Source organism: Pseudomonas sp. MMS21 TM103, from assembly GCF_022132145.1.
Taxonomy (GTDB): Bacteria; Pseudomonadota; Gammaproteobacteria; order Pseudomonadales; family Pseudomonadaceae; genus Aquipseudomonas.
The window spans coordinates 154,499-177,539 of sequence record NZ_JAJISP010000008.1; the positions used below are offsets into that span (position 1 = coordinate 154,499).

Annotated in this window: 16 protein-coding genes; 4 read left to right on the forward strand and 12 right to left on the reverse strand. The window is 65.5% G+C overall.

Features of this window, described 5'->3' with window-relative positions; genetic code table 11:
• Positions 1–13: 13 nt before the first annotated feature.
• The 6 genes from glgX to glgA all read right to left on the reverse strand — a co-directional run bounded on the left by glgX (position 14) and on the right by glgA (position 10,820).
• Positions 14–2,131 (reverse strand): glycogen debranching protein GlgX, encoded by a 2,118-nt coding sequence (glgX, locus tag LJY18_RS20705; protein WP_442964512.1) that lies wholly within the window; start codon positions 2,129–2,131, stop codon positions 14–16.
• 221 nt (positions 2,132–2,352) lie between these two features.
• Positions 2,353–2,592, reverse strand: a complete 240-nt coding sequence (locus LJY18_RS20710) for a DUF2934 domain-containing protein (protein WP_238044019.1) — start codon at positions 2,590–2,592, stop codon at positions 2,353–2,355.
• Positions 2,570–5,404, reverse strand: a complete 2,835-nt coding sequence (locus LJY18_RS20715) for a malto-oligosyltrehalose synthase (protein WP_238044022.1) — start codon at positions 5,402–5,404, stop codon at positions 2,570–2,572. The genes LJY18_RS20710 and LJY18_RS20715 overlap by 23 nt, the downstream gene beginning before the upstream one ends.
• Positions 5,401–7,479 (reverse strand): 4-alpha-glucanotransferase, encoded by a 2,079-nt coding sequence (malQ, locus tag LJY18_RS20720; RefSeq protein WP_238044023.1) that lies wholly within the window; start codon positions 7,477–7,479, stop codon positions 5,401–5,403. Before malQ ends, LJY18_RS20715 begins: the two co-directional genes overlap by 4 nt.
• A complete protein-coding gene (gene treZ, locus LJY18_RS20725; RefSeq protein WP_238044025.1) occupies positions 7,469–9,247 on the reverse strand; it encodes a malto-oligosyltrehalose trehalohydrolase in 1,779 nt (592 codons plus the stop codon). The genes malQ and treZ overlap by 11 nt, the downstream gene beginning before the upstream one ends.
• Positions 9,248–9,260: 13 nt before the next feature.
• Positions 9,261–10,820: a glycogen synthase GlgA gene (glgA, locus tag LJY18_RS20730; protein ID WP_238044028.1), complete on the reverse strand. Its 1,560-nt coding sequence runs from the start codon at positions 10,818–10,820 to the stop codon at positions 9,261–9,263.
• A 548-nt stretch (positions 10,821–11,368) separates the two neighbouring features.
• Here glgA and LJY18_RS20735 point away from each other — a divergent pair.
• The 4 genes from LJY18_RS20735 (at position 11,369) to LJY18_RS20750 (ending at position 14,961) form a co-directional block, all read left to right on the forward strand.
• On the forward strand, positions 11,369–11,692 hold the full coding sequence (locus LJY18_RS20735) for a hypothetical protein (RefSeq protein ID WP_238044030.1): 324 nt from the start codon (positions 11,369–11,371) through the stop codon (positions 11,690–11,692).
• A 178-nt stretch (positions 11,693–11,870) separates the two neighbouring features.
• Positions 11,871–13,973, forward strand: a complete 2,103-nt coding sequence (gene fusA, locus LJY18_RS20740) for an elongation factor G (protein WP_238044032.1) — start codon at positions 11,871–11,873, stop codon at positions 13,971–13,973.
• A 134-nt stretch (positions 13,974–14,107) separates the two neighbouring features.
• Complete coding sequence (locus LJY18_RS20745; RefSeq protein ID WP_238044034.1) at positions 14,108–14,548, forward strand: YciI family protein; 441 nt, start codon at positions 14,108–14,110, stop codon at positions 14,546–14,548.
• Positions 14,545–14,961, forward strand: a complete 417-nt coding sequence (locus tag LJY18_RS20750; RefSeq protein ID WP_238044036.1) for a VOC family protein — start codon at positions 14,545–14,547, stop codon at positions 14,959–14,961. Before LJY18_RS20745 ends, LJY18_RS20750 begins: the two co-directional genes overlap by 4 nt.
• A gap of 90 nt (positions 14,962–15,051) precedes the next feature.
• Here LJY18_RS20750 and ggpS read toward each other — a convergent pair whose 3' ends face one another.
• The 6 genes from ggpS to phhA all read right to left on the reverse strand — a co-directional run bounded on the left by ggpS (position 15,052) and on the right by phhA (position 22,876).
• Entirely contained in the window at positions 15,052–17,322 is a 2,271-nt protein-coding gene (gene ggpS / locus LJY18_RS20755; RefSeq protein WP_238044038.1) for a glucosylglycerol-phosphate synthase, read from the reverse strand.
• 107 nt (positions 17,323–17,429) lie between these two features.
• Positions 17,430–18,695, reverse strand: a complete 1,266-nt coding sequence (locus tag LJY18_RS20760; protein WP_238044040.1) for an MFS transporter — start codon at positions 18,693–18,695, stop codon at positions 17,430–17,432.
• Positions 18,696–18,928: 233 nt separating this feature from the next.
• On the reverse strand, positions 18,929–20,266 hold the full coding sequence (locus LJY18_RS20765; protein WP_238044042.1) for a DUF2254 domain-containing protein: 1,338 nt from the start codon (positions 20,264–20,266) through the stop codon (positions 18,929–18,931).
• 189 nt (positions 20,267–20,455) lie between these two features.
• Positions 20,456–21,649 (reverse strand): amino acid aminotransferase, encoded by a 1,194-nt coding sequence (locus LJY18_RS20770; protein WP_238044044.1) that lies wholly within the window; start codon positions 21,647–21,649, stop codon positions 20,456–20,458.
• A complete protein-coding gene (locus LJY18_RS20775) occupies positions 21,646–21,999 on the reverse strand; it encodes a 4a-hydroxytetrahydrobiopterin dehydratase (protein ID WP_238044045.1) in 354 nt (117 codons plus the stop codon). Before LJY18_RS20775 ends, LJY18_RS20770 begins: the two co-directional genes overlap by 4 nt.
• 91 nt (positions 22,000–22,090) lie before the next feature.
• A complete protein-coding gene (gene phhA / locus LJY18_RS20780; protein WP_238044046.1) occupies positions 22,091–22,876 on the reverse strand; it encodes a phenylalanine 4-monooxygenase in 786 nt (261 codons plus the stop codon).
• Positions 22,877–23,041: the final 165 nt, after the last annotated feature.

Here is a 23,041-nt window from a genome sequence, read left to right on the forward strand (position 1 = left end):
CTGCTCCTGCCTTTCAGTCCGTGGAGCGGTTCAGTTCGAACAGCAACAGCGTCCGATCGCCGACCTCGTAATCCCGGTCAAAGGCGAAGACTTCGCGGTCGCCGTCGACCCGCGTCGTATCGAGCAGGCGGCGCCAGCCATTACCCTGGGGCACCTCCGGCAGACGGAAGTCGATCGGCTGGAAATGCGCATTGACGATCAGCAGCAGGGTGCTGTCCGAACCGCTGCGGCGGATGCCGGTGGGTTGCGCGCGGCCGTCGAGGAGCATGCCCAGGCAGCGGCCCTGGCCATCGTGCCACTGCTCGATGCTCATCTCCTCGCCGCTGGGCGCCAGCCAGGCCACGTCCTTGACCCCCAGTTCTTCATTGTAGGCGCCGATCAGGTAGCGGCCGCGGCGCAGGATCGGGTAGGCCAGGCGCAGCTTGATCGCCTGGCGCACGAACAGCAGCAGGGCCGCGCCGTCCTCGTCCAGCGCCCAGTCGATCCAGCCAATCTCGCTGTCCTGGCAATAGGCATTGTTGTTGCCATGCTGGGTACGGGCGAATTCGTCGCCGGCGAGCAGCATCGGCGTGCCCTGGGAGAACAGCAGGGTGGCCATGAAGTTGTACATCTGGCGCAGGCGCAGCGCACGGATCTGCGGGTCGTCGGTCGGGCCCTCGACACCATGGTTCCAGGACAGGTTGTTGTCGGTACCGTCCTGGTTGTTCTCCTGGTTGGCCTCGTTGTGCTTGTCGTTGTAGGACACCAGGTCGTGCAGGGTGAAACCATCGTGGGCGGTGACAAAGTTGACCGAGCTGTGGGGCCGCCGCCCGCGCCGGTCGAACAGGTCGCCGGAGGCGGTCAGGCGCTTGGCGAAGTCGGCGAGCTGGTTGTCGTCGCCTTTCCAGAAGGCGCGCACGGTGTCGCGGAAGCGGTCGTTCCATTCCGCCCAGCCGGGCGGGAAGCCGCCGAGCTGGTAACCGCCGGGGCCGCAGTCCCAAGGTTCGGCGATCAGCTTGACCTGGCTCAGCAGCGGATCCTGGCGGCAGGCGACGAGAAAGCCATGACGTTCGTCGAAGCCCTGCGGCTCGCGGCCGAGGATGGTCGCCAGGTCGAAGCGGAAGCCATCCACGTGCATCTCCGCAACCCAGTAGCGCAGCGAGTCGGTGACCATCTGCAGGACCCGTGGGTGGCTGAGGTCGAGGGTATTGCCGGTGCCGGAATCGTTGACGTAGAAGCGCTGGTCGTCGGCCTGCAGGCGGTAGTAGCTGAGGTTGTCGATACCGCGCATCGACAGGGTCGGCCCCAGTTCGTTGCCTTCGGCGGTGTGGTTGTAGACCACGTCGAGGATCACCTCGAGTCCGGCATGGTGCAGGTGCGCGACCATCTCCTTGAATTCGTTGACCTTGCCGCTGGCTAGGTAGCGCGGGTGCGGGGCGAAGAAGGCCAGGGTGTTGTAGCCCCAATAGTTGCTCAGCTCCTTGTTCAGCAGGTGCTGGTCGTTGACGAAGGCGCACACCGGCAGCAGTTCGACCGCGGAGACGCCGAGCTCGCGCAGGTGCTGCAGGACCGCCTCGACACTCAGGCCGGCAAAGCTGCCGCGCAGCCCATCGGGTACCTGCGGATGGCGCATGGTGTAGCCGCGCACATGGGTCTCGTAGAGGATGGTGCGATCCCAGGGTAGCTGCAGGCGACGATCGCGGCCCCAGGTGAAGGCAGGGTCGATGACCTTGCTCTTGGGCACGAAGGGGGCGCTGTCGCGCTGGTCGAAGCTGAGGTCGGCATCCTGCGAGCCGAGGATGTAGCCGAACAGGGCTTCCGACCAGCGCAGCTCGCCCAGCAGCTGTTTGGCATAGGGGTCGATCAGCAGCTTGTGGGGGTTGAACCTCAAGCCCACGTCCGGGGCATAGGGGCCGTGCACGCGGTAACCATAGATCTGCCCGGGATGGGCATCGGGGAGATAGCCGTGCCAGATCTCGTCGGTGTATTCCGGCAGCTGGATACGCTCCAGCTCGACCTGACCGCTGTCATCGAACAGGCACAACTCGACCATATGGGCATGGGCGGAAAACAGCGCGAAGTTGACGCCCAGGCCATCCCAGGTGGCGCCGAGGGGGAAGGGCAAGCCCTCGCGAATCCGCGACGGAATCATCACCTGCGGCGCCTGCGACGTTTTCTTCTGCCTGCTTTGCATCTGACCTCCTGGGAGCTCGCCGGGACGAGGGGCACTCCGGTTGTGGGCCGCACCTTGCGACGGACGGCCACTGCCGGCCATGAACAACTAGCGCAGAAAAGGCATTTCCTGCCTTTCCCGCAGGGCCTCTGTCGCCGCGCCGCGCTTTTCACGCTGCTCGGCGGGACCTGGAGCGCGTCTCAGGTGTCGGCCTTGCCAGTGCTCCGCGGTTTTTTCAGGACGCTGGCCTTGGCCGGCGTCGCCTTGCTTCTGGCCTTGCTCGCGGGGGGCGGCCTTGCGCCCAGGGCCTCGGCTTCGACCAGTTGCCGGGCCATTTCCCAGTGCCGCTGCGCCTGTCCCTGGGGGCAGCCTTCGGTCAGCCAGATCTGATAGGCGTATTCACGGATCTGCTGCTCGTCAATCTTCACTTCGGTGCTCATCAGTTGGCTCCTCGGTGGTGGGGGCGGGGGAACACAACACGCAGAAGGGCAAATCTGCCAGGGCCTGCGCCAGCGGCAGTTGATCCTGGCCGCGGCCAATGCCCGGGGCGGCGGCAAACAGGCCGATCCAGGGTTGCCCGGCGAGCGCGGTCGGCAGCCTGACCCGGGTGTCGCCCCACTTGTCGGCCGGGATCAGGGGCAGTCTGGCGTCGCCGAGCAGGGCGCTGGCCAGGCGCGGCACTATCACCAGCAGCCGTTCGCCGGCGTGCACGCGGGCGAAGGCCAGCACCCGCTCGGCCTGGCTGCCGGTCACCGCCAGCGGCAGGTAACGGCCGCTGGCGAACAGCGCCGGATGTTGCAGGCGCAGGGCCAGGGTATGGGCGATCAGCCACTGCTTGATGCGGCCGTCACGCCAGTCCGCCAGCAGTTGCCGCGGCGCGGCGCCGTGAGCCAGTGCGCGCTGGCGGGCGGCGAAGTCCACAGGCCGGCGGTTGTCTGGATCGACCAGGCTGAAGTCCCAGAATTCGCTGCCCTGGTAGAGATCCGGTACGCCCGGAGTGGTCATCCGCAGCAGGGCCTGGACCAGGCCATTAAGCGCCCCGGCCGGGGCGATCGCGTTCGCCGCGGCGGCGAACTCGGCACGCAGGCCGGCCTGTCGCGGATCGCTCAGCAGGCCCTGCAGATAGGCGCGGCAGGCGTTTTCATAGTCCAGGTTCGGCGTGGTCCAGCTGCTGCGCAGCTTGGCTTCGCGCAAGGCCTTGAGCTGCCACTCGGCAGCCCGTTCGGCATAGTGCCGCAGCCCCTCGGCGTCATCGGCAGCGAGCGCCAGCGGCCAGCTGCCGAGCAGGGTCTGGAACAGCATCAGCTCGTCGCCCGGCGAGGGCGCAGGGCCATCGGCCAGATGCTGGCGCAGCGGCGCGGCCAGGGCCAGCCAACGCCGCACCTGGGCGGCGAACCAGGGGCCGCGCTCGCTAAGGACGGCCAGCCGCGCGCGGGTGTCCTCGCCGCGCTTATGGTCATGGCTGGCGGTGCACAGCAGGCCGCGCGGGAAGCGCTGCTGGCGGATCCGGCAGGCGTCGTGGAAGGCCTGCGGCGGTGCACTGAAGCGCTGCGGGTCGAAGCCGACGTCGTTGCGCGAGAGCAGCCGTGCCGAGCGATAGCCGGCGGTGTCCTCCAGCGCCTTGGCCGCCGTCGGCGAGGTCAGCTGCTGGAAGCGTACGCAGGCGAGTTTTCGGGCCTTGCGCAGGGGGCCGGGCGGCACCTGGCGCAAGGGCTGGCCGCCGAGCCAGCGCTGCAGGTGGTCGAGCAGCGGCCAGTCGCTTTCGCCGAGGGTGCTGCGCGCGCCCTGCAGCGCCTGCTGGAAGAACGGCTGGTCTTCGGCGCGGCGGCCACAGGCATTGATATAGGTGCGATAAACCGGGAAATGCACGATCAGCTCGAGCAGCGCCCGGCGAATCGTGCCGAGGGTCAGGTCGCGGCTCATCAAGTCGCCGCGGGCGACCTGCAGCAGGGCCTGGGCGACGGTTTCGAAGTCGCCGGCCAGGGGGCCGGTGAGTATCGCCCGACGGGCCTGGCGCAGCTCCTCGAGAAAGTCCGCCGGGCGCCCGCTGAGTTCGCTCCAGAGCGCGCCGAGCGGCGCCTCGCCGGCCGGGTCGTGCTGCAGTAGGGAGACCTGGTTCATGAAGTCGTAGCCGGTGCTGCCGTCCACCAGCCAGTCGCCTGGCAGTTGCTCGCCCTGGCCGAGGATCTTCTCCACGTAGATCGGCAAGTGGCCCAGCGCCGCGGTTTCCGGGCGCGCCCCGAGCAGGCGCGCGCTGCGTCGGCGCAGGCGCCGGCAGTAGCCGCGCGGATCGGCCAGGCCATCGATGTGGTCGATGCGCAGGCCGTCGACCAGGCCGTTGGCGATCAGTTCGAAGATCTTGCCATGGGTCCGCTCGAACACCCGCGAGCGTTCGACCCGCAGGCCGCCGAGTTCGTTGATGTCGAAGAAGCGTCGCCAGTTGATGTCGTCGGCGGCCGTGCGCCAACTGGCCAGGCGATAGTGTTGGCGCTCGAGCAGGCGGTGCAGGCGCGCAAATCCGGCCTCGCTGCGTGAGTCGTAGCGGCCGAGCATGGCCTCCAGAGCCTGGCGAATCGGCGCCTGCTCGGCCAGTCGTGCCAGTTCGGCCTTGAGATCGACGGCCGCCTGCCGCGCACCGGCCTGACTGGCGAGCGCGGCGAATCGTGGCGCCAACGCTTGCAACGCCGGATGCTCGGCGGCTTCGAGGAGTTCGGCATAGCTGGCCGGGTCGAGCGGGAAGTGGTGCTCATGGTGTTCAACCTGGAAGCAGCCACGCGCGGCGACGAAACGCAGGGGCAGCTCGCCGGCCTGCAGCATCTCGCCGTAGTCGCTGCGCAGGAAGGGCACCAGCAGCTGGCCCTTGAGCAGCGGGTCGGGGGAGTGCCATTCGATATCGAAGAAGTTCGCATAGGGGCTGCGCTGGCCCCACTCCAGCACGTCCAGCCACCAGGGGTTGGCCGCACCGCCCACCGCCATATGGTTGGAGACGATGTCGAGAATCAGGCCCATGTCCCGCCGCCGCAGCGCCGCGACCAGGCGGCGCAGGGCCGGCTCGCCGCCCAGTTCGGGGTTGATCGTGCTCGGGTCGACCACGTCGTAGCAGTGCCGGGAGCCGGGACGAGCGCTGAGCAGGGGCGAGGCATACAGGTGACTGATGCCGAGTTCGGCGAAGTAGTCGACCAGCGCAGCAGCATCGTCCAGGGTGAACCCATGGTGGAACTGCAGGCGCAGGGTCGCGCTGAGCGGCTTCATGGGGGCTCCTGCGGCTGCCGTCGCGCCCGCGCCAGCAGCTGCAGGCGGTGCCTGGCCAGCTTGCCGTCGAGCAGGTGCGCGCTGTCGCCGTGCCAGCGCCGTCGCCAGTTGGGGTGTTGGTCGAAGGTGCCGGGCAGGTTGGCCTGCTGCTCCAGACCGAGGACATCCTCCATCGGCAGCAGCACCAACGGCGCCGGGGTGTGGGCGAGGAAGACGATGCTCGCGTCGAGCACCTGAGCGCTGGTCGGCGGCTCGTCCAGTGGCATCCCGGCATCCGTGGCCAGGGTCGCATACAGGCCCTCCCGCTCGCGCTCGCGGCTCTCGCGCGCGGCGGCCAGGGCCGGCGCGTCGAGCAGGCCGAGGCGCTCGCGCCAGTCGAGATCACGGCCCAGCCACCAGCCGCTCAGGGTCGGTAGGTCGTGGGTGCTGGTGGTGGCCAGGGCATCGGCCGGCCAGGTGGCCGCTGGCGCGAAGTTGTGCAGCTGATCCTGTTCGAACAGCAGCACGCGCATGCCGAGGCCGCCGCGGGCGGCCAGCTCCGCGCTGAAGCCTGCGGGCACCGTGCCGAGATCCTCGCCGAGGATCAGCGCCTGATGCCGCCAGGACTCCAAGGCCAGCAAGCGCAGCAGGTCGTGGAGCGGATAGCGCAGGTAGGCGCCATCCGCGGGGTCGGCGCCCAGGGGAATAACCCACAGGCGCTCGAGGCCCATCACATGGTCGATACGCAGGCCGCCGGCATGGGCCAGGTTGGCCCGCAGCATCTCTATGAAGGCGCGATAACCATGGCGGTGCAGGCCGCGCGGGGAGAACGCCGAGAGGCCCCAGTTCTGGCCGCTACGGTTGAGAATGTCCGGTGGTGCGCCGACGCGCAGGGTCGAGAGCAACTCGGCCTGGCGGCTCCAGGCCTGGCTGCCGCCGACATCGGCACCGACCGCCAGGTCGTTGATCAGGCCGATGCGCATGCCGGCGCTGCGTGCGGCCTGCTGGACCTGCGCCAGGCAACGGCTGATCAGCCATTGGGCGAAGGCGTGAAAGCTGACCTCGTCGGCGTGTTCGGCGGCGAACCGCGCCACCGCCGGGCTCGCCGGATGGTGAAATTGCGCCGGCCAGCAGTGCCAGTCGCACGGCTCGTCATCGCGGGTATGCAAGCCATGCAGGGCTTCGAAGCGGCAATGATTTTCCAGCGCTTCGGCGCCGTCCCGGCGGAAGTCGAGAAAGTCTTCGCGGAGCGGGTGATCGCCGCTGACGAAGTCGCGGAACAGGCGGCGCAACAGGCGCAGCTTGGCCCGGGCGGCGGCAGGCCAATCGAGCAGTTCGAGGTGCTCCAGGCGCACCAGCTCGGGGCCCAGGCCTTCGGCGTCTATCGCCCGGCGCAGCGGTTCCTCGCCGAGCAGGCTGGCGGGCGCGGCATGCAGGATGTTGAAGAACAGCCGGCTGGAGGGGGAGTAGGGACTGAAGCGCCGGGTATCGGCGCTGAACATGGCATGCACCGGGCTGATCGCCACGGCATCGGCGCCGCGCGCCGCAGCGGTGCGGACCAGCTGTTGCAGGGCCTGGGTATCGCCGATACCCCCGTCGCCGGTACGCCGCAGGGCATACAGTTGCACGCCCAGTCCCCAGCTGCTCGGCCTGGCGCTGCCGGTCAGGTCGCCAAGGGTGGTGCCTTGGGCCGGCGCCACGGCCAGGGTCAGCTGCTGGTCGCCGATGCACAGTTGCTGATAGCCGATTGCGTCGAGGCCGTTCAGCCGGCCGGCCTGGTCCAGATGGCCGGCGTGACGGCTGCCATCCTCATGCAGCAGCTCGAACGGCGTGCCGGCGGGAAAGCGCGCGGAGAGATCCAGCGGCGTGCCGGCATCCAGGGTCAGCAACGGCGGCAGGCTGATCTGGTCGGCGTCCTGCTGCAGCTGGGCGAGGCTCTCCTCGATCTGCGCCGGGCTCTCGGCAGGCAGCTCCAGTTCGGCCAGGATCCGCCGCAGCACGGCTGGCGTCACGCGTTGCGCGCGCCGATCGGCATCCACCCAGTCGACGACCAGGCCGGCGGCCCCGGCCAGGGCCAGCAAGCGTTTATCCGTCATCGCCAGGCTCCAGGAATACCAGCGCGGTGTTCGCCGCGAGCAGACCGCGCTGGCGCTGTGCGAGGACCGCGCGGCTGGCGAACAACAGCCGCCCCGGCGGCTCCGTGGCCAGTGCTACGGCGTGCTCGGCGAGGTTGAGTTCGATGCGCAGCACCTGGCCGTCGCCCAGCCGCCAGCGTGCGCTGACTGCCGCTTCGGCCAGCACCTCGGCGCCCAGCGCCCGGGCCCCGGGCAGCCGCGGCACGATCTCACGCTGACGCAGGCTGAGCAGCTGCCGGTACAGCGCGCGCCACTCGGCGTGGCCGGGTTGGTCGGCACAGCCGAAGTCGGGCCGCGAGGCAGTGAAGGTGGCCTCGGCATTGGGCGCCGGAATGCGTTCACGGCTGCTGGCGTCGGCAAAGGCGGGGAAGGCGGCGAACTCGGCACGCCGGCCGATCCGTACCGCGTCGCCCAGCGCGTCCGTGTGGCTGGTGAAGTAGAGGAAGGGTTGGCGCACGGCCATTTCCTCGCCCATGAACAGCAGCGGGATCATCGGTGAGAGCAGCAGCAGGCAGGTCGCCGCGCGCAGGGCTTGGGCATCGGCCAGCTCGATCAGGCGCTCGCCGAAGGCGCGGTTGCCGATCTGGTCGTGGTTTTGCAGGAACAATACGAAGGCGCTCGGCGGCAGGTGGCCGCTGGGCTCGCCGCGGGGCTCGCCATGGCGGTTTAGCTCGCCCTGATAGACGAAGCCTTCGGCCAGGCAGCGCGCCAGCTTGTGGGTGGGCGAGTGGCAGAAGTCGGCGTAGTAGCCTTGGGTCTCGCCGGTCAGCAGCACGTGCAGTGCGTTGTGCCCGTCATCGTTCCATTGCGCGGTGAAGCCTTGCGCCAGCAGGCTGGCGCTGTTGTCCTCGTTCTCCAGCACCAGGTGCACATGCCGCTGCGGCGCCAGCGCGGCGCGCACCCGCGCCGCCAGTTCGTGCAGGAAGCTCTTGTCGTCGATGGCGTGCACCGCGTCCAGGCGCAGGCCGTCGAAGCGGTACTCCTGCAGCCATTGCAGGGCGCTGTCGATGAAGAAATCGCGCACCTGCGGGCGGCGGAAGTCGATGGCATCGCCCCATGGGGTGGGTAGGTCGTGACGGAAGAAGGCCTTGGCATAGTGGCCGAGGAAGTTGCCGTCCGGGCCGAAGTGGTTGTAGACGACATCGAGAAAGACCATCAGGCCGTGGCCGTGGGCCTGGTCGATCAGCTGCTTGAGCGCTGCCGGAGGGCCGTAGGAGGCTTCCGGCGCATAGGGCAGGACACCATCGTAGCCCCAGTTGCGCGCCCCGGGAAATTCCGCCAGGGGCATCAGTTCGATTGCCGTGATGCCCAGCTCGGCCAGGTCGGCGAGGCGTTCGCCGATCGCCGCGTAGCCGCCCATCGCCCCCACATGCAGTTCATAGATCACCGTCTCGTGCCAGGGCCGGCCGCACCATTCGGGGTGCTGCCAGTGATAGGCCTGGGGATCGACCACCAGACTTGGCGCGTGAACGTCGCCGGCCTGGGCGCGCGAGGCGGGGTCGGGCACGCACAATTCACCATCGATGCAATAGCGGTAGCGGGTACCGGCGCCGCAGGCGAGCTCACAACGGAACCAGCCGGCCTCCTCGGCCTGCATCGGCCAGCTCGCGCCGCCCTCGACAGCCACGCTGACCCTCTGCGCATCCGGCGCCCAGAGGCAGAAGCGCGTTCGCCCGGCCTCGAGCAAAAGAGCCCCGTGCTGCTGGCGGCGGGCGTGCTGCACTGACATGCCTCCTCTCTCTCTAGGCGGGCGCGTGGACCGTGCGTCGGCGCTCGAGCAGCCTGTGGTAGAGCTCGGCATAGGGGGTGATCGCCTGGCTCCAGAAGAAGCGCGAGGCCATTGCCCGGCAGCGCATGGCATTCAACAAGCGGGGGTGGGCATAGACCTTGAGCGCTCGTTCTATCGCCTGCCGATAGCTGGCGACCTTGGCCTGGTCGAACAGGAAGCCACTGACGCCGTCCTCGATGCTGTCCGCCAGGCCGCCGGTGCGCCGGGCGATCGGTAGGGAGGCAAAGCGTTGGGCATACATCTGGCTGAGCCCGCAGGGCTCGTAACGCGACGGCATCAGCAGGAAGTCGCTGCCGGCGAACATGCGCCGGGCGTCAGTTTCATCGAAACCGATATGCACGCCGATGCGTCCGGGGAAACGGCTGCCGAGTTGGCGCATGCGCTGCTCGATCAGCGGTTCACCGCGGCCGATGACGGCGAGCTGCCCACCGGCGGCGACTATGTCGGCGGCGACCGCGAGGGTCAGGTCGATACCCTTTTGCTGCACCAGGCGCGAGACCACGACGAACAGTGGTCCGGCCGAGGGCTGCAACTCGAAGCGCTGGCGCACGTAGGCGGCATTCGCCGCCTTGCCTTGCCAGTCGCTGCTGCTGAAATTGGCCACCAGGTGGGGGTCGCTCGCCGGGTCCCAGCTGTCGTCGATGCCGTTGCGAATACCACTAAGCAGGCCCTGGCGCGCCTTGCTCCTGAGTATGCCTTCCAGGCCACAACCGAACTCCGCGGTGGTGATTTCCCGCGCGTAGGTTTCGCTGACGGTGGTGATCCGGCTGGCATAGGCGATGCCGGCCTTGAGATAGGACAGCTTGCCGTGGAATTCCATGCCCTCGGGCCGGCAGGCCGCGGCCGGAATTCCCAGTTCGGGGCGGCACGCCAGGCTGTACAGGCCCTGGTAGGCGAGATTATGAATAGTGAACACGCTGGGCACGGCCTGGCCGCGCCAGTGCAGGTAAGCCGGGGCCAGCGCCGCCGGCCAGTCATGCGCGTGGATCAGGTCCGGCCGCCAGAGAATGCCGCTGTTGCCCGCCGCGATTTCAGCGGCCGCCAGGCCCAGGCGGGCGAAGCGGATATGGTTATCAGCCCAGTCCTGGCCCTTTTCGTCGGTGTAGGGGGTGCCCGGGCGCTCATAGAGTTCCGGGCAGAGCAGCAGGTAGACGATCAGGCCGTCGGCGAAATCGACACGGCCGAGCTTGCAGGGAGGCAGCGCGGCATGTCCGCCGATGCGGCCGACCACCCGGATCGGATAGCCGCTGTCGAGCACTTCGCGGTAGCCGGGCAGGAGCACGCGGACATCATGGAGGCCGGCCAGGGCCCGGGGCAGGGCGGCGCAGACTTCGCCGAGACCGCCGGTCTTGGCCAGATCGGCCAGCTCGGAGGTGACGAAGAGGATATTGCGTCTGCCCGGTTGGAAGCTGTGAAGGTGCAGGTTGGGGTTGCCCAGGGCGGACAGGTTGGCTGCGGCAGCATTATTCTTGCGACGCTCTTGAGCTGGGAACTGTAGTCGCGAATCTACCATTGAGTCCTCCGTAAACAGGTGATCCAGGTAGGAAGCTAAAAAAAACGGGCGGCGCGCGGGATGTTCTCCCTACGCCCTGTTGAAAAAAAGTACCCGGGCAAAAATGGCGACCGCCGAGCCGGGACTCGGTGCGCCGCTGAAAAACGCGTAATTTCCTGAGCTTCGAACCAGCAACATAATCGGGTGTTCTCTCCCTGCGAGCAGGGCTTCACTTCATCCATTCTTTTCCTCGCAGCCGGGAAATGTACCGATGGCTGAAATTCAACCTACCCATTGACTATAGTCATCAGCCCGCAAGGATGTGGCTCGTCCCTGGTCGTTGAGCCGCCGCTGGTCATGTTTCTCAGCACCTTGCCATCGGTCATGAGTAGCTGCATCGTCATGCCGCCCGCCTGTCCCACGCACGGGCAGACCGGACGCAGATGATGATCGAGCCCTATGCGCTTGCAGCGTGGCTGCGAGGCAGCTGCGTGCGCCTGTCGCCAGGAAACCGTTCACGGCGACTCGGGTCTAACCTGGCAGGTATAGCCTGCAAGAGGGCCTACGCGATGAAGCTGCGCTATCTGCTGTACCTCGCTCTGGTGTTGCCGCTGGCGGCCTGCACCCTGCACGTCGATGGGGGACGCGGGTATGCGCCGCCGCCCCAGGTCGAGTGGCGCTGGGATCCCGATCTTGACGTCTTTGTGGTGCTTGGCTGGCCGCACCTGTATTACCGGGGTGGCTACTATTACCGCTGGCACGATCATGATGGCTGGTACTGGTCCGACCGCCACGATGGCGGCTGGCGCAGCGGCGGCAAGGGTTTGCCGCCCGGCCTGAGCAAGAAGTACGGAAAATCACGCCGGCCCCATGGCGGCGGTGGCGGCTATTAATAGTCCGCGCTGGACCTGTTTGCCGACGGCCTTCGCCGCTCTCCCGATAGGCGGCGGTGCATTGCGCCTGCAGCGGTTTGCAGTGGTGCTAGCGTTCAGATGTGGGCGGCGGTTGTTGCGCCGGCCCGCGTGGTTCTCCTGTTCGCGCCTCGCTTAGCCAGTCATGGAGATGATCGTCATGGCCCGCACTACACCCATCAGCCATTACCGCAATATCGGCATAGTGGCGCATGTGGATGCCGGCAAGACCACCGCCACCGAGCGGATCCTGTTCTACACCGGGGTCAACTACAAGATGGGCGAGGTGCACGATGGCGCCGCGACCATGGACTGGATGGCGCAGGAGCAGGAGCGCGGCATCACCATCACCTCGGCGGCGACCACGGCGTTCTGGACCGGCTCGCGCAAGCAGCTGGACAGCTACCGGATCAACATCATCGACACCCCCGGCCACGTCGACTTCACCATCGAGGTGGAGCGTTCCTTGCGCGTGCTGGACGGGGCTGTGGTGGTGTTCAGCGGTGCCGACGGCGTCGAGCCGCAATCGGAGACGGTCTGGCGCCAGGCCGACAAGTACCGGGTACCGCGCATCGCCTTCGTCAACAAGATGGATCGGGCCGGCGCCGACTTCCTCCGCGTGGTCGCGCAGATCAAGCAGCGCCTGGGCCATACGCCGGTGCCGATCCAGTTGCCGATCGGTCAGGAGGAGGAGTTCCGCGGGCAGATCGACCTGATCCGCATGAAGGCCATCTACTGGAGCGCCGAGGATCAGGGCATGAACGGCCGCGAGGAGGAGATACCGGCCGAGCTGCTGGAGCAGGCGCAACACTGGCGCGCCAACCTGGTCGAGGTCGCCGCCGAGGCCAACGAGGAGCTGCTCAACAAGTACCTGGACGGTGGCGAGCTGTCGGAGGACGAGATCAAGAACGGCCTGCGCCTGCGTACCCTGTCCTGCGAGGTGGTGCCGACGGTGTGCGGTTCCGCGTTCAAGAACAAGGGCGTGCCGCTGCTGCTCGATGCGGTGGTCGAGCTGCTGCCGGCGCCCAGCGAGGTTCCCGCGATCCGCGGCACCCACCCGGACGACCCGGAGCGCGAAGACGAGCGTCATGCCGATGACGATGAGCCGTTCGCGGCCCTGGCGTTCAAGATCGCCAGCGATGCCTTCGTTGGCACCCTGACCTTTATTAGGGTGTATTCCGGGGTGCTGAGCTCCGGCGATGCGGTGCTCAACTCGGTCAAGGGCAAGAAGGAGCGGGTCGGCCGCATGGTGCAGATGCACGCCAATCACCGCGCCGAGATCAAGGCGGTGTGCGCTGGCGACATCGCCGCGCTGATCGGCATGAAGGACGTCACCACCGGCGACACCCTGTGCGACCTGAACAAGCCGATCGTGCTCGAACGCATGGACTTTCCCGAGCCGGTGATCTCCATCGCCGTGGAGCCCAAGACCAAGGCCGACCAGGAGAAGATGGGCGTCGCCCTGGGCCGGCTGGCCCAGGAGGATCCCTCGTTCCGGGTGCGCACCGACGAAGAGACCACCCAGACCATCATCTCTGGCATGGGCGAGTTGCACCTGGACATCATTGTCGATCGCCTGCGCCGCGAGTTCGGTGTCGAGGCCAACACCGGCAAGCCGCAGGTGGCCTATCGCGAGACCATCCGCAATACCTGTGAGATCGAGGGCAAGTTCGTCCGCCAGACCGGCGGGCACGGCCAGTATGGCCACTGCTGGATCCGCTTCGCGCCGGCCGACGAGGGCCAGGAGGGGCTGCTGTTCAGCAACGAGATCGTCGGCGGGGCGATCCCGCGCGAATACATTCCGGCGATCCAGAAAGGCATCGAGGAACAGATGAAGAACGGCGTGCTCGCCGGTTATCCGTTGCTCGGCCTCAAGGCGGCGGTGTTCGACGGCTCCACCCATGATGTCGATTCCAGCGAACTGGCCTATAAGGTTGCCGCTTCCATGGCCACCCGGCAGCTGTCGCAGCAGGGGGGGGCGGTGCTGCTGGAGCCGGTGATGCGCCTCGAGGTGGTCACGCCCGAGGAATACATGGGCGACATCATGGGCGACCTCAATCGCCGCCGCGGCCTGATCCACGGCACCGAGGAGGCCGTGACGGGGCGCATCGTGCGCGCCGAAGTGCCGCTGGGCGAGATGTTCGGCTACGCCACCGATGTGCGTTCGATGTCCCAGGGGCGCGCCAGCTTCTCCATGGAGTTCGCCCGCTACGCCGAGGCGCCGGCGCATATCGCCGCGGCCATCCTCAAGAAGTCCGGCTGAAGGCGTACCCGGTAATGAACGCAGCGAGGCGAGAAGGTCGGGGCAGTATGTCGATTCGCACAGGAGGCGTTCGACTACCGGGCGGACGCCACGCCACTGGCCGCGTGGGTGGGTAGCTGCAAGGAGAAACGACGATGCGTTTTATGGTGATAGTCAAGGCAACTGCGGATTCCGAAGCCGGGGTGATGCCCAGCGAGGAGCTGCTGGCGGCCATGGGTCGCTACAACGAAGAACTGGCCGAGGCCGGCGTGATGCTCGCCGGCGAGGGCCTGCAGCCCAGCGCCAAGGGTGTGCGAGTGAAGTTCTCCGGCGACCAGCGCAGCGTGACCGAGGGTCCCTTCATGGAAACCAAGGAGCTGATCGCCGGATTCTGGATCTTCCAAGTATCCTCATTGCAAGAGTGCATCGAGTGGGTCAAGCGCTGCCCCAACCCGATGCCCGGCGAGTCGGAGATCGAGATTCGTCAGCTATTCGAAGCGGAAGACTTTGGCGCCGAATTCACCCCCTATTTGCGCGAGCAGGAAGCCCGTATTCGCGCACGTATCGACCCCCACGATGGAGAAGAACTCTCATGAAGATTAATGCCTACCTGATGTTCGACGGCCAGTGCGAGGCCGCGTTCAACTTCTACGCCAAGTGCCTGGGTGGCACCCTGGAGATGATGCGCTACGCCGATAGCCCTGAGGATATGGAGCTTCCTGCGGAGTTCCAGCAGCGCATCATGCACGCCTGCCTGACGGTGGGCGGCCAGGCGCTGATGGCCTCCGACACTCTGCCGCAGTCTCCGTACGAAGGCATCAAGGGCTGTTCGATTTCGTTGCAGATCGACAACGTGCCCGAAGCCGAGCGCCTGTATGCCGCGCTGTCCGCTCAGGGTTCGGTGCAGATGGAACTGCAACAGACCTTCTGGGCCACGCGCTTCGCCATGCTCACCGACCGCTTCGGTGTGTCTTGGATGATCAACTGCGTGGTGAGCCAGATGGACTGAGCCTGCGGGCACATGGGAGTGCACGGCGCACCCTACGGACCGCAATGCCCGTAAGGTGCGCCGTGCGCACCGTGGTCTACCGCGTTCGCCTTAACTGACCAGGGTCAGGTTTGGCTGCGGCTGTTCTGCCGATTCTGCCGGTTCGGCTACACCGGCGAGAAATTCATCGCCCCAGCGACGGATGTCGTTGTAGTTGACGATGTCGAACAGTTCGCGCAGGCGCGCCTGAGCCTCGGTCCTGGGCATATTCAGCGCCAGGTAGCAGACCTGGGCCAGATCCGCGGTGTCGTGCGGGTTGGTCAACAAGGCGCCCTTGAGTTCGGCGGCGGCGCCAGCGAATTCCGAGAGTGCCAGTACGCCATGGCCATCGAGCAGGCCCTGGGTGGCGACGAACTCCTTGGCTACCAGGTTGAGGCCGTCGCGCAGTGGGGTGATCCACATGACGTCGGCCATGGCGTACCAGGCCACCACCTGATCGAACGGGAAGCTGCGGAAGAAGAACTGCACAGGGGTCCAGCCGATGTGGGCGAAGCGCCCGTTGATGCGGCCTACGGCTTGCTCGATCTGCGCTTGCAGTTCGTCATAAATGGTCATTTCGCTGGCGGCCGGTACGCAGATGCTGACCAGGGTGACCTTGCCCAGCAGCTCCGGGTTGTCCTCCAGCAGGCGCTCGAAGGCCTTGAGTTTTTCCAGGATGCCCTTGGTGTAGTCGAGCCGCTCCACCGAGAGGATCAGTTTCAGGCCGCTGAGTTCTTTGCGCAGGTTGGCCATCTGCTCCTGAATCTTCGGTTGCGCCAGGGCGCTGCTGATCCGTCCCATATCCAGGCCGACCGGGTGTGCGCCTAGCTTGACGATGCGGCTGCCGGTGTCGACCGCGGTGGTCATGCGCTCCAGGCCCACGGCACAGCCATAGGTGATGAAGCGTGGCGCGCAGTTCTGCCGGCTCACGGTTTGCAGCGGCGTCACGCCGCGTGCCACGTCAACGAAGTTCTCCACCTGACGCGGGATGTGAAAGCCGATGTAGTCGCATTGCAGCAGGCTGCCGATGATCTGCTTGCGCCACGGCAGGACGTTGAACACGTCCGCCGAGGGGAAGTAGGTGTGGTGGAAGAAGGCGATGCGCAGATCCGGGCGCAACTCGCGCAGATAGCCGGGCACCATCCACAGGTTGTAGTCATGCAGCCAGACGATGGCCCCTTCTGCGGCTTCCAGGGCTGTACGTTCGGCGAAGGCACGATTGACCTTGAGGAACACCTGCCAGTCGTCTTCGTTGAAGGTGGCGCGTTCCCAGAAGGTGTGCAGGGTCGGCCAGAAGGCTTCCTTGGAGAAGCGCTTGTAGAAGATGTCGACTTCTTCCTTGCTCAGTTTGACCCTGGCGGCCTTGAGCTTGGGGTAGCGCTCGGCGTCTACGGTGGTGTGGATGTCGAAGGTTTCATCACCTTCCTCATGCACGGCCCAGGCGACCCAGGAACCGGGGCGGCCGTCGCCGAAAAAGCTCAGCAGGGTGGGGATGATGCCGTTCGGCGAAGTCGGGCGGCGGCGTTGCAGCTTGCCCTCGACGCGGTGTTCTTCATAGGGCAGGCGGTGGTAGACCATCACCAACTCCGACTTGCCAGGTGCGGCGGCGATTCGCCGTTCGGCGGCGATACCGTGCTCGCCGAGGTAACCGAAGTGGGCGAACGCCTGGAGAATGCCGCCGCAACCGGCGCGGCTGGCATGCAGCGTGCGCGAGTGGGACTCGGTAGCTTGCAGCAGATTGGCTTCCGATTCGCCGACGCAGACACTGTTGAAGGCACCGCTGAGCATGCTCAGGTCGTTGAAGCTGTCGCCAGCTGACAGCACCTGGTCATGGTCCAGTTCAAGCCAGTCGACCAGGGCTTGCAGGCTGCTGCCTTTGTTGACGCCCTGAGGCAGGAAGTCGAGAAAGCGTTCGGCCGAATAGAGCAGGTCGCAGCCGAGCGATTGGGCGGCGGCAAGCAGGGCCGGATTGGCAGCCTCTTCAGGTGTGCAGAAGTAGGAGCAACGGCGCATCTGCGGCACGTCCTGGCGCTCCAGGGCAAAGCCTTCGATGGCGCTGGCGACCTGACTTTCACCGGGCCAGAGCGCATCGACCAAGCCTTGCAGCGGCTGGATTGGCTGCAGGGTATCACCGTGGGTAAAGCTGGCGCCGACATCGGAGATGATGAAGTCCGGCTGTGGCAGGGTTGGGTCGGCCAGCAGCGGCAATACCGACTCCAGGCTGCGGCCGGTGACGTAGGCCAGCTGAATTTCCGGGTGGGCGGCGATGATTTGATAAAGGCTCAGGCGATCCTCGGGGTCACCGGCGAGAAAGGTTCCATCGAGATCGGTGGCAAGTAACATGCGCAGTCTCCTATGCAGTTGACGCGCCGACATGGGCCGACGTGCTAAGTGTTGGGTGTACTCGCCTCACAGCGGTCACCTCTTTTGTTGTGCAGAAGCTAGTTGCTTTACTCCTGCTCTAAATCGGTTGGGGGCTCATCGCTGGGATGGTGCGACGGCAGTGCCTCGGGGATCAGTTCCAGCACGGCATGGCTGGTGCGCAGCATCGGCATGAAGTGCGCGGCCGGTTCGCTGACCAGGTCAGTGACATGGCGCAAGCGATAGTACGTATAGGCTGCAAGCAAGCCGAGGGTCGCGGCGAAGTACAGCGGCAGTGCCTGGGCGCCGAGATGCTGCATGAGCAAGCCGGCCAGCAGGGGCCCACAGACAGAACCAATACCATTAACCATCAGTAGACTGCTGGATCCGGCGAGAATCTCATCGCTGTGCAACTGATCGATCAACTGCGCCACGGCGATCGGGTAAATGGCAAAGGCCAGGCCGCCCCAGACGAAGATCAGCCCGAGCAGCAGGCGTCCGGCCGGTAGCACGCTCATCAGCAGGGCCACGCCTACCGACAGCGCCACTACGCAGAACAGCACCAGGCGGCGGTCATGCTTGTCGGAATAAATCCCGATCGGCCACTGCAGCAGGGCGCCACCGAGAATCGCACTGCTCATCAGCAGGCCGACACCGGTGGCATCGAAGCCGTTGAGGCTGGCATACACCGGCGCCATCCCCCAGAACGCACCCAGAGCCAGGCCAGAAAGGGCGGCGGCGACAATCGCCAAAGGCGCGATACCGACCAGTTGGCGCAAGTTGGTGTGCAGGGTGTCCGGAATGCTGGGCTGTATCTGGCGGGTCAGAGTGATCGGCATCAGCGCCGCACTGATCAGCATCGCCGCGAGGACGAACAGCACGAAATCGCTGGGGTCGGCCAGATTGAGCAACTGCTGCGCCGCCGCCAGGGCGCCGAGGTTGACCGCCATGTACACGGCAAACACCTGACCGCGTTTGCCATTGGGCACCTTGGCGTTGAGCCAGCTCTCGATCACCATGTACAGGCTGACCAGCGCCAGGCCGTAGAGCACGCGCAAACCCAGCCAGACCCAGGGGTCGATGATCAGGACGTGGAGCAGGGCGGTGATGGCCGCCAGCGCGGCACAAAAGGCAAACGCACGGATATGCCCAACGCGACGAACCAGCGGAATCGCCAGCCAGGTGCCAAGGAGAAAACCGACGAAGTACCCGGACATGATCAGTCCGAGCATCCCGGTGGAGTAGCCTTCGGCGACGCCACGCAGGGTCAGTAGGGTGTTGAGCAGGCCATTGCCGAGGAGGAGTAAAGCAACCCCACCGAGCAATGAGCTGATAGGGGCAATCAGGGACCACATGGCGAACTACCCTAGGGGACTATGGGCCTGATAGCAAGCATGAACCGCGCCATGAGGTTTGGGGGTTGTTGTTAAGTTTATGATTCGTATATAAAAAATAGTCTGATGGACGGTTTCTGGTTTTCCTCCTGGCGGAGTCCGCACCATCTCGGTGCGGGCTTGGCTCCAGGACGGTGAAATGATCGAGCGCCGTCTCGAGCGCGACACCAGGCGGTCGCAGTAGGCGAGAGCGCTCAGTGTTGCTCGAGCTGCAGCGGCGCTAGCGCTGATGGTGAGAGCCCGGCGGCCTTGTTGAAGCGCTCGATCATGTCATTCAACTCCTCGCGATCACGGCGAATGACAATATGCCGGTCGGCTGTCTCCACGACACTGCGGGCGTGGATGATCAGCTCGGCTCTGTGGTGGGCACGAGGGTTTTGAAACATCAGGTTCTTGAACGCCTCTAGCAGGTTGGTCAGTACCTGTGGGTCGCTGCTGCCATAGGTGCGTATCGGGCCGAAAATCTCCTGCAGCAGCTGGTCCAGCGACAGTTCGAAGAAGAACAGGCGCGGCGCCTCGTCTTCCAGCGGGGCGATTTGCAGATCCGGTAGTTGCAGGCGCTGGCCGAACAGCACGCTGAGCATGTCGATGGCGGTGATCGCAGTGCCCGGGTCGTTGATGCCGGGACTCAGGGCCTTCACTGCGATTTCCGAGATCTGCTTGCAGCCGAACACGTAGTGGGTGCTGACGTATTGCTCGACGAAAAAGTCGAAGCAGTCGAGCAGCTGCTGACGCAGCTCCTTATCGACCTCACGGTCCAGCTTGAGCAACGGGTGGCCGGGCATGACGAAAAAGCCGCGATGGACCAGCACCGTCATGCGCAGGTCATTGTCCATCAGCAGCCGGTTGAGTGTGTGGACATTGAGCGTCTTGAAATAACCGCTGCGTTGCGCATTGACCACCACCCACTGTTGGTCTGACGGCCAGCAAGGCAGTTCCTTGCCGTCGAGCAACTTGTCCACGCTGCTGGTGAGCTTCTCAAGCGTGGTGGTGTAGAGGTTGTTGAGGATGTATTCGACTTGGATCGATTGCGAGATGGAGCGGATGAAGTGCACGAACAGACCCAGGCAGGCGATAGCCAGCCCCAGCGTAATCAGCACGCCAAGACTGGGGGCCTGATGTTGCTCGGTCTGCTCGATGGTAGTGATCAGGAGCAGGGCGTAAAGGATGGTGCCGAGGTAAAAACCCAGGGTCTTCTGGTGACTCTTGCTGCTGATCAGGCCTGGGATTACCCGTGGTGATAGGGACGCGGAAGCATTATTGAGCACCACCATGACCATCGAAAAGCTGAACACCATCAATGTCAGGATGCCGCCGACCAGTGTGCCGAGAATCAACCGGGCATTGTCGGGGTTACGCACCAGGCCAAAGTCGAACCGCTGTTTGAGCGCCATCAGCCAGGGCTGGTACTCGATGGCCATGTTCAATATGCACAGCAGTAGGAAACCTACGGCTATCAGCGTGGGGAAGAACGCCATGCTGTGAATGACGCGTTGGTAGGCGCGAAAGAGCAGGTTGGCAGGGTTGACCACAGGTTGTCTCGTGCTGACCAAGGGAGGGCAAACTATACAACTATAGGCCCCGGCTCACCCGATGCCTACGCCGGCATGAGTAGCAAGACAGCGGAACTGCTCAGGAGCATGACGCTGCGCTTAGCGAAGCGGCTACTGCTGGGTAACCGCTGCGCGATCATGCTGGCTGGCGGCATCGAGCCATTGGCTTTAGCAAACCCGGGCGATTGCCTGTGCCAACGCATCCAGACGTTCGGCATCCAGGCCTGCGACGTTGGCGCGACCGGAGCCGACCATGTATACGCTGAATTCATCGCGCAGGCGCTGCACCTGGTAGGGCGACAGGCCGGTGTAGGAGAACATCCCGCGCTGCTCGGCGATATGGGCGAAGCGCTCGGCCAGGCCGAAGGGTTGCAGGGCCTCGACCAGGCCCAGGCGCAGGCCGGCCACTCGCAGGCGCATGGCATCCAGTTCGGCGCTCCAGCAGGTCTTCAGCTCGGCGTCATCGAGGATGGTCGCCACCACTGCGGCGCCGTGGGCCGGTGGCGTCGACCACAGGTTACGGGCGATCGAGGCCAGCTGACTGCGCACATCCAGCAGTTTTTCCGCATCTGTGCTGCACACCAGCAGGGCGCCGGTGCGCTCGCGGTAGAGGCCGAAGTTCTTCGAGCAGGAGCTGGTGATCAGCAGCTCGGGCAATTCGGCGGCGAACAGGCGCACGGCCCAGGCGTCCTGTTCCAGGCCGTCGCCGAAGCCCTGGTAGGCGAAGTCGATCAGCGGCAGCAGCTCGCGCGCCTTGACCACCTCCAGCACACGGCGCCAGTCATCCTGGCCGAGGTCGAAGCCGGTCGGGTTATGGCAACAGGCGTGCAGCAGGACCACATCGCCTTGCGGCACGTGACTGAGCGCGGCGATCATCGCCTCGACGTCGAGGCGGTTGTCGGCGCCGACATAGGGGTAGTGGCCGACGCGCAAGCCGGCCTCGGCGAACAGGGTCTCGTGGATCGGCCAGGTCGGGTCGCTCAGCCAGATGCCGCGGCCAGGCAGGCAGTGGCCGATGAAGTCGGCGGCCAGGCGCAGGGCACCGGTGCCGCCGGGGGTCTGGCTGGCGGCAGCGCGCTGTTCGGCCAAGGCCGTGGAGTCGCGGCCCAGCACCAGGGTGGCCAGATGCCGGGTGAACAGCGGATCGCCGTGGCCACCGATATAGGTCTTGGTGGTTTCCTGCTCGAGCAGTCGCTGCTCGGCCAGCTTGACCGCGCGCGGAATCGGGGTGAGGCCCTGGGCGTCCTTGTATACGCCGACACCCAGATCGAGCTTGGCCGGGTTGTCATCGGCGCGGAAAGCCTCCATCAGGCCGAGAATGGGGTCGCCGGGAACCCGCACGATCTGGGCAAAATGGCTCACTTGCGACCTTCCGCGCTCTTCGCCAGCTCGTCGGTACGCGCGGCCATGATGAAGTCGTTGCGGTGCAGGCCGCGCATTTCATGGCTCCACCAGGTGACGGTGACCTTGCCCCACTCGGTGAGCAGCGCCGGGTGGTGGCCGACTTCCTCGGCGATGGCGCCGACCGCGTTGGTAAAGGCCAGGGCATGCTTGAAGGTGCGGAACAGGAAGACCTTTTCCAGCTCCATGTGGTCATCGCGCACTTCGATGTTCCAGTCGGGGATCTCGCGGATCAGTTCGGCCAGCTCTTCATCCGAGACTTTCGGGGCGTCGGCACGGCAGGCTTCGCATTGGGCTTGGGCAAGGCTCATAAGGGTTCTCCAGGGCAATGGGTTTACTAAGCGTAGGGTGGGAAACCGCGCAGCGGGGGAATGCTGAATAAGCTGCACGCGGGTTTTCCCCCTATGCGGCTTTCGGCGGAAACTTCGGCGCGTGCAGGCCCATCTGCATGGCCTGATGAACCATGCCCATGATGTCCTGCTGCGCCAGTTCGAACAGATGCTTCAGCTCCGGCAAAACGTAGTACAGCGGCTGCAGGATGTCGATGCGGTAAGGCGTGCGCATGGCCTCGATCGGATCGAATGGCAGGTGCTCGGGTTCCTCGGAGAGGCTGTAGACGGTTTCCTTCGGCGAGGAGAGGATGCCGCCGCCATAGATCCGGCGACCCTGGGGCGTGTCGACCAGGCCGAATTCGATGGTCAGCCAGTACAGGCGCGCGAGGTAGACGCGCTCTTCCTTGCTGGCCTTGAGGCCAAGCTTGCCATAGGTGTGGGTGAACTCGGCAAACCAGGGGTTGGTGAGCAGCGGGCAGTGACCGAAGATCTCGTGAAAGATGTCCGGCTCCTGCAGGTAATCGAGTTCTTCCGGGGTACGGATGAAGGTTGCGACCGGAAACTGCTGGCTGGCCAGCAACTCGAAGAAGGTCTGGAACGGAATCAGCGCCGGCACCCGGGCGACACGCCAGCCGGTAGCGCCTTGCAACACCCGATTCACTTCATCGAGTTGTGGGATGCGCTCGTGGGGCAGGCCAAGTTGCTCAATGCCATCGAGATACTCCTGGCAAGCGCGCCCTTCGATCACCTTGAGTTGCCGGGTGATCAAGGTGTTCCACACTTGATGCTCGGCTTCGCCGTAGTGGATAAAACCGCTTTCATCCGGTTGCCGAGCCACATACTGCGTGCTCTTCATCGCTGCCTCCTGCTGGGGCTGTCATTGTTATGTTGGACAATGGATACCCCAGATTGTGAGGTGATGCAGCAGCGAATTTGGCTATTGGGAAGGGGGAGGGTGAGGATTTCGTAAAGAAAAGATTACGTTACTGTCAGTGCGGCCAACTATCGTCTTGCTGCTGGG

What these genes read in the sequence shown, in the direction of transcription:
- LJY18_RS20715 (WP_238044022.1), bottom strand. Translation starts at nt 5,404, where the DNA reads ATGAAGCCGCTCAGCGCGACCCTGCGCCTGCAGTTCCACCATGGGTTC.
- phhA (WP_238044046.1), bottom strand. Translation starts at nt 22,876, where the DNA reads ATGAAGAGCACGCAGTATGTGGCTCGGCAACCGGATGAAAGCGGTTTT.
- ggpS (WP_238044038.1), bottom strand. Translation starts at nt 17,322, where the DNA reads ATGTTACTTGCCACCGATCTCGATGGAACCTTTCTCGCCGGTGACCCC.
- LJY18_RS20775 (WP_238044045.1), bottom strand. Translation starts at nt 21,999, where the DNA reads ATGAGCCTTGCCCAAGCCCAATGCGAAGCCTGCCGTGCCGACGCCCCG.
- glgA (WP_238044028.1), bottom strand. Translation starts at nt 10,820, where the DNA reads ATGGTAGATTCGCGACTACAGTTCCCAGCTCAAGAGCGTCGCAAGAAT.
- fusA (WP_238044032.1), top strand. Translation starts at nt 11,871, where the DNA reads ATGGCCCGCACTACACCCATCAGCCATTACCGCAATATCGGCATAGTG.
- treZ (WP_238044025.1), bottom strand. Translation starts at nt 9,247, where the DNA reads ATGTCAGTGCAGCACGCCCGCCGCCAGCAGCACGGGGCTCTTTTGCTC.
- malQ (WP_238044023.1), bottom strand. Translation starts at nt 7,479, where the DNA reads ATGACGGATAAACGCTTGCTGGCCCTGGCCGGGGCCGCCGGCCTGGTC.
- LJY18_RS20745 (WP_238044034.1), top strand. Translation starts at nt 14,108, where the DNA reads ATGCGTTTTATGGTGATAGTCAAGGCAACTGCGGATTCCGAAGCCGGG.
- glgX (WP_442964512.1), bottom strand. Translation starts at nt 2,131, where the DNA reads ATGATTCCGTCGCGGATTCGCGAGGGCTTGCCCTTCCCCCTCGGCGCC.
- LJY18_RS20710 (WP_238044019.1), bottom strand. Translation starts at nt 2,592, where the DNA reads ATGAGCACCGAAGTGAAGATTGACGAGCAGCAGATCCGTGAATACGCC.
- LJY18_RS20750 (WP_238044036.1), top strand. Translation starts at nt 14,545, where the DNA reads ATGAAGATTAATGCCTACCTGATGTTCGACGGCCAGTGCGAGGCCGCG.
- LJY18_RS20760 (WP_238044040.1), bottom strand. Translation starts at nt 18,695, where the DNA reads ATGTGGTCCCTGATTGCCCCTATCAGCTCATTGCTCGGTGGGGTTGCT.
- LJY18_RS20735 (WP_238044030.1), top strand. Translation starts at nt 11,369, where the DNA reads ATGAAGCTGCGCTATCTGCTGTACCTCGCTCTGGTGTTGCCGCTGGCG.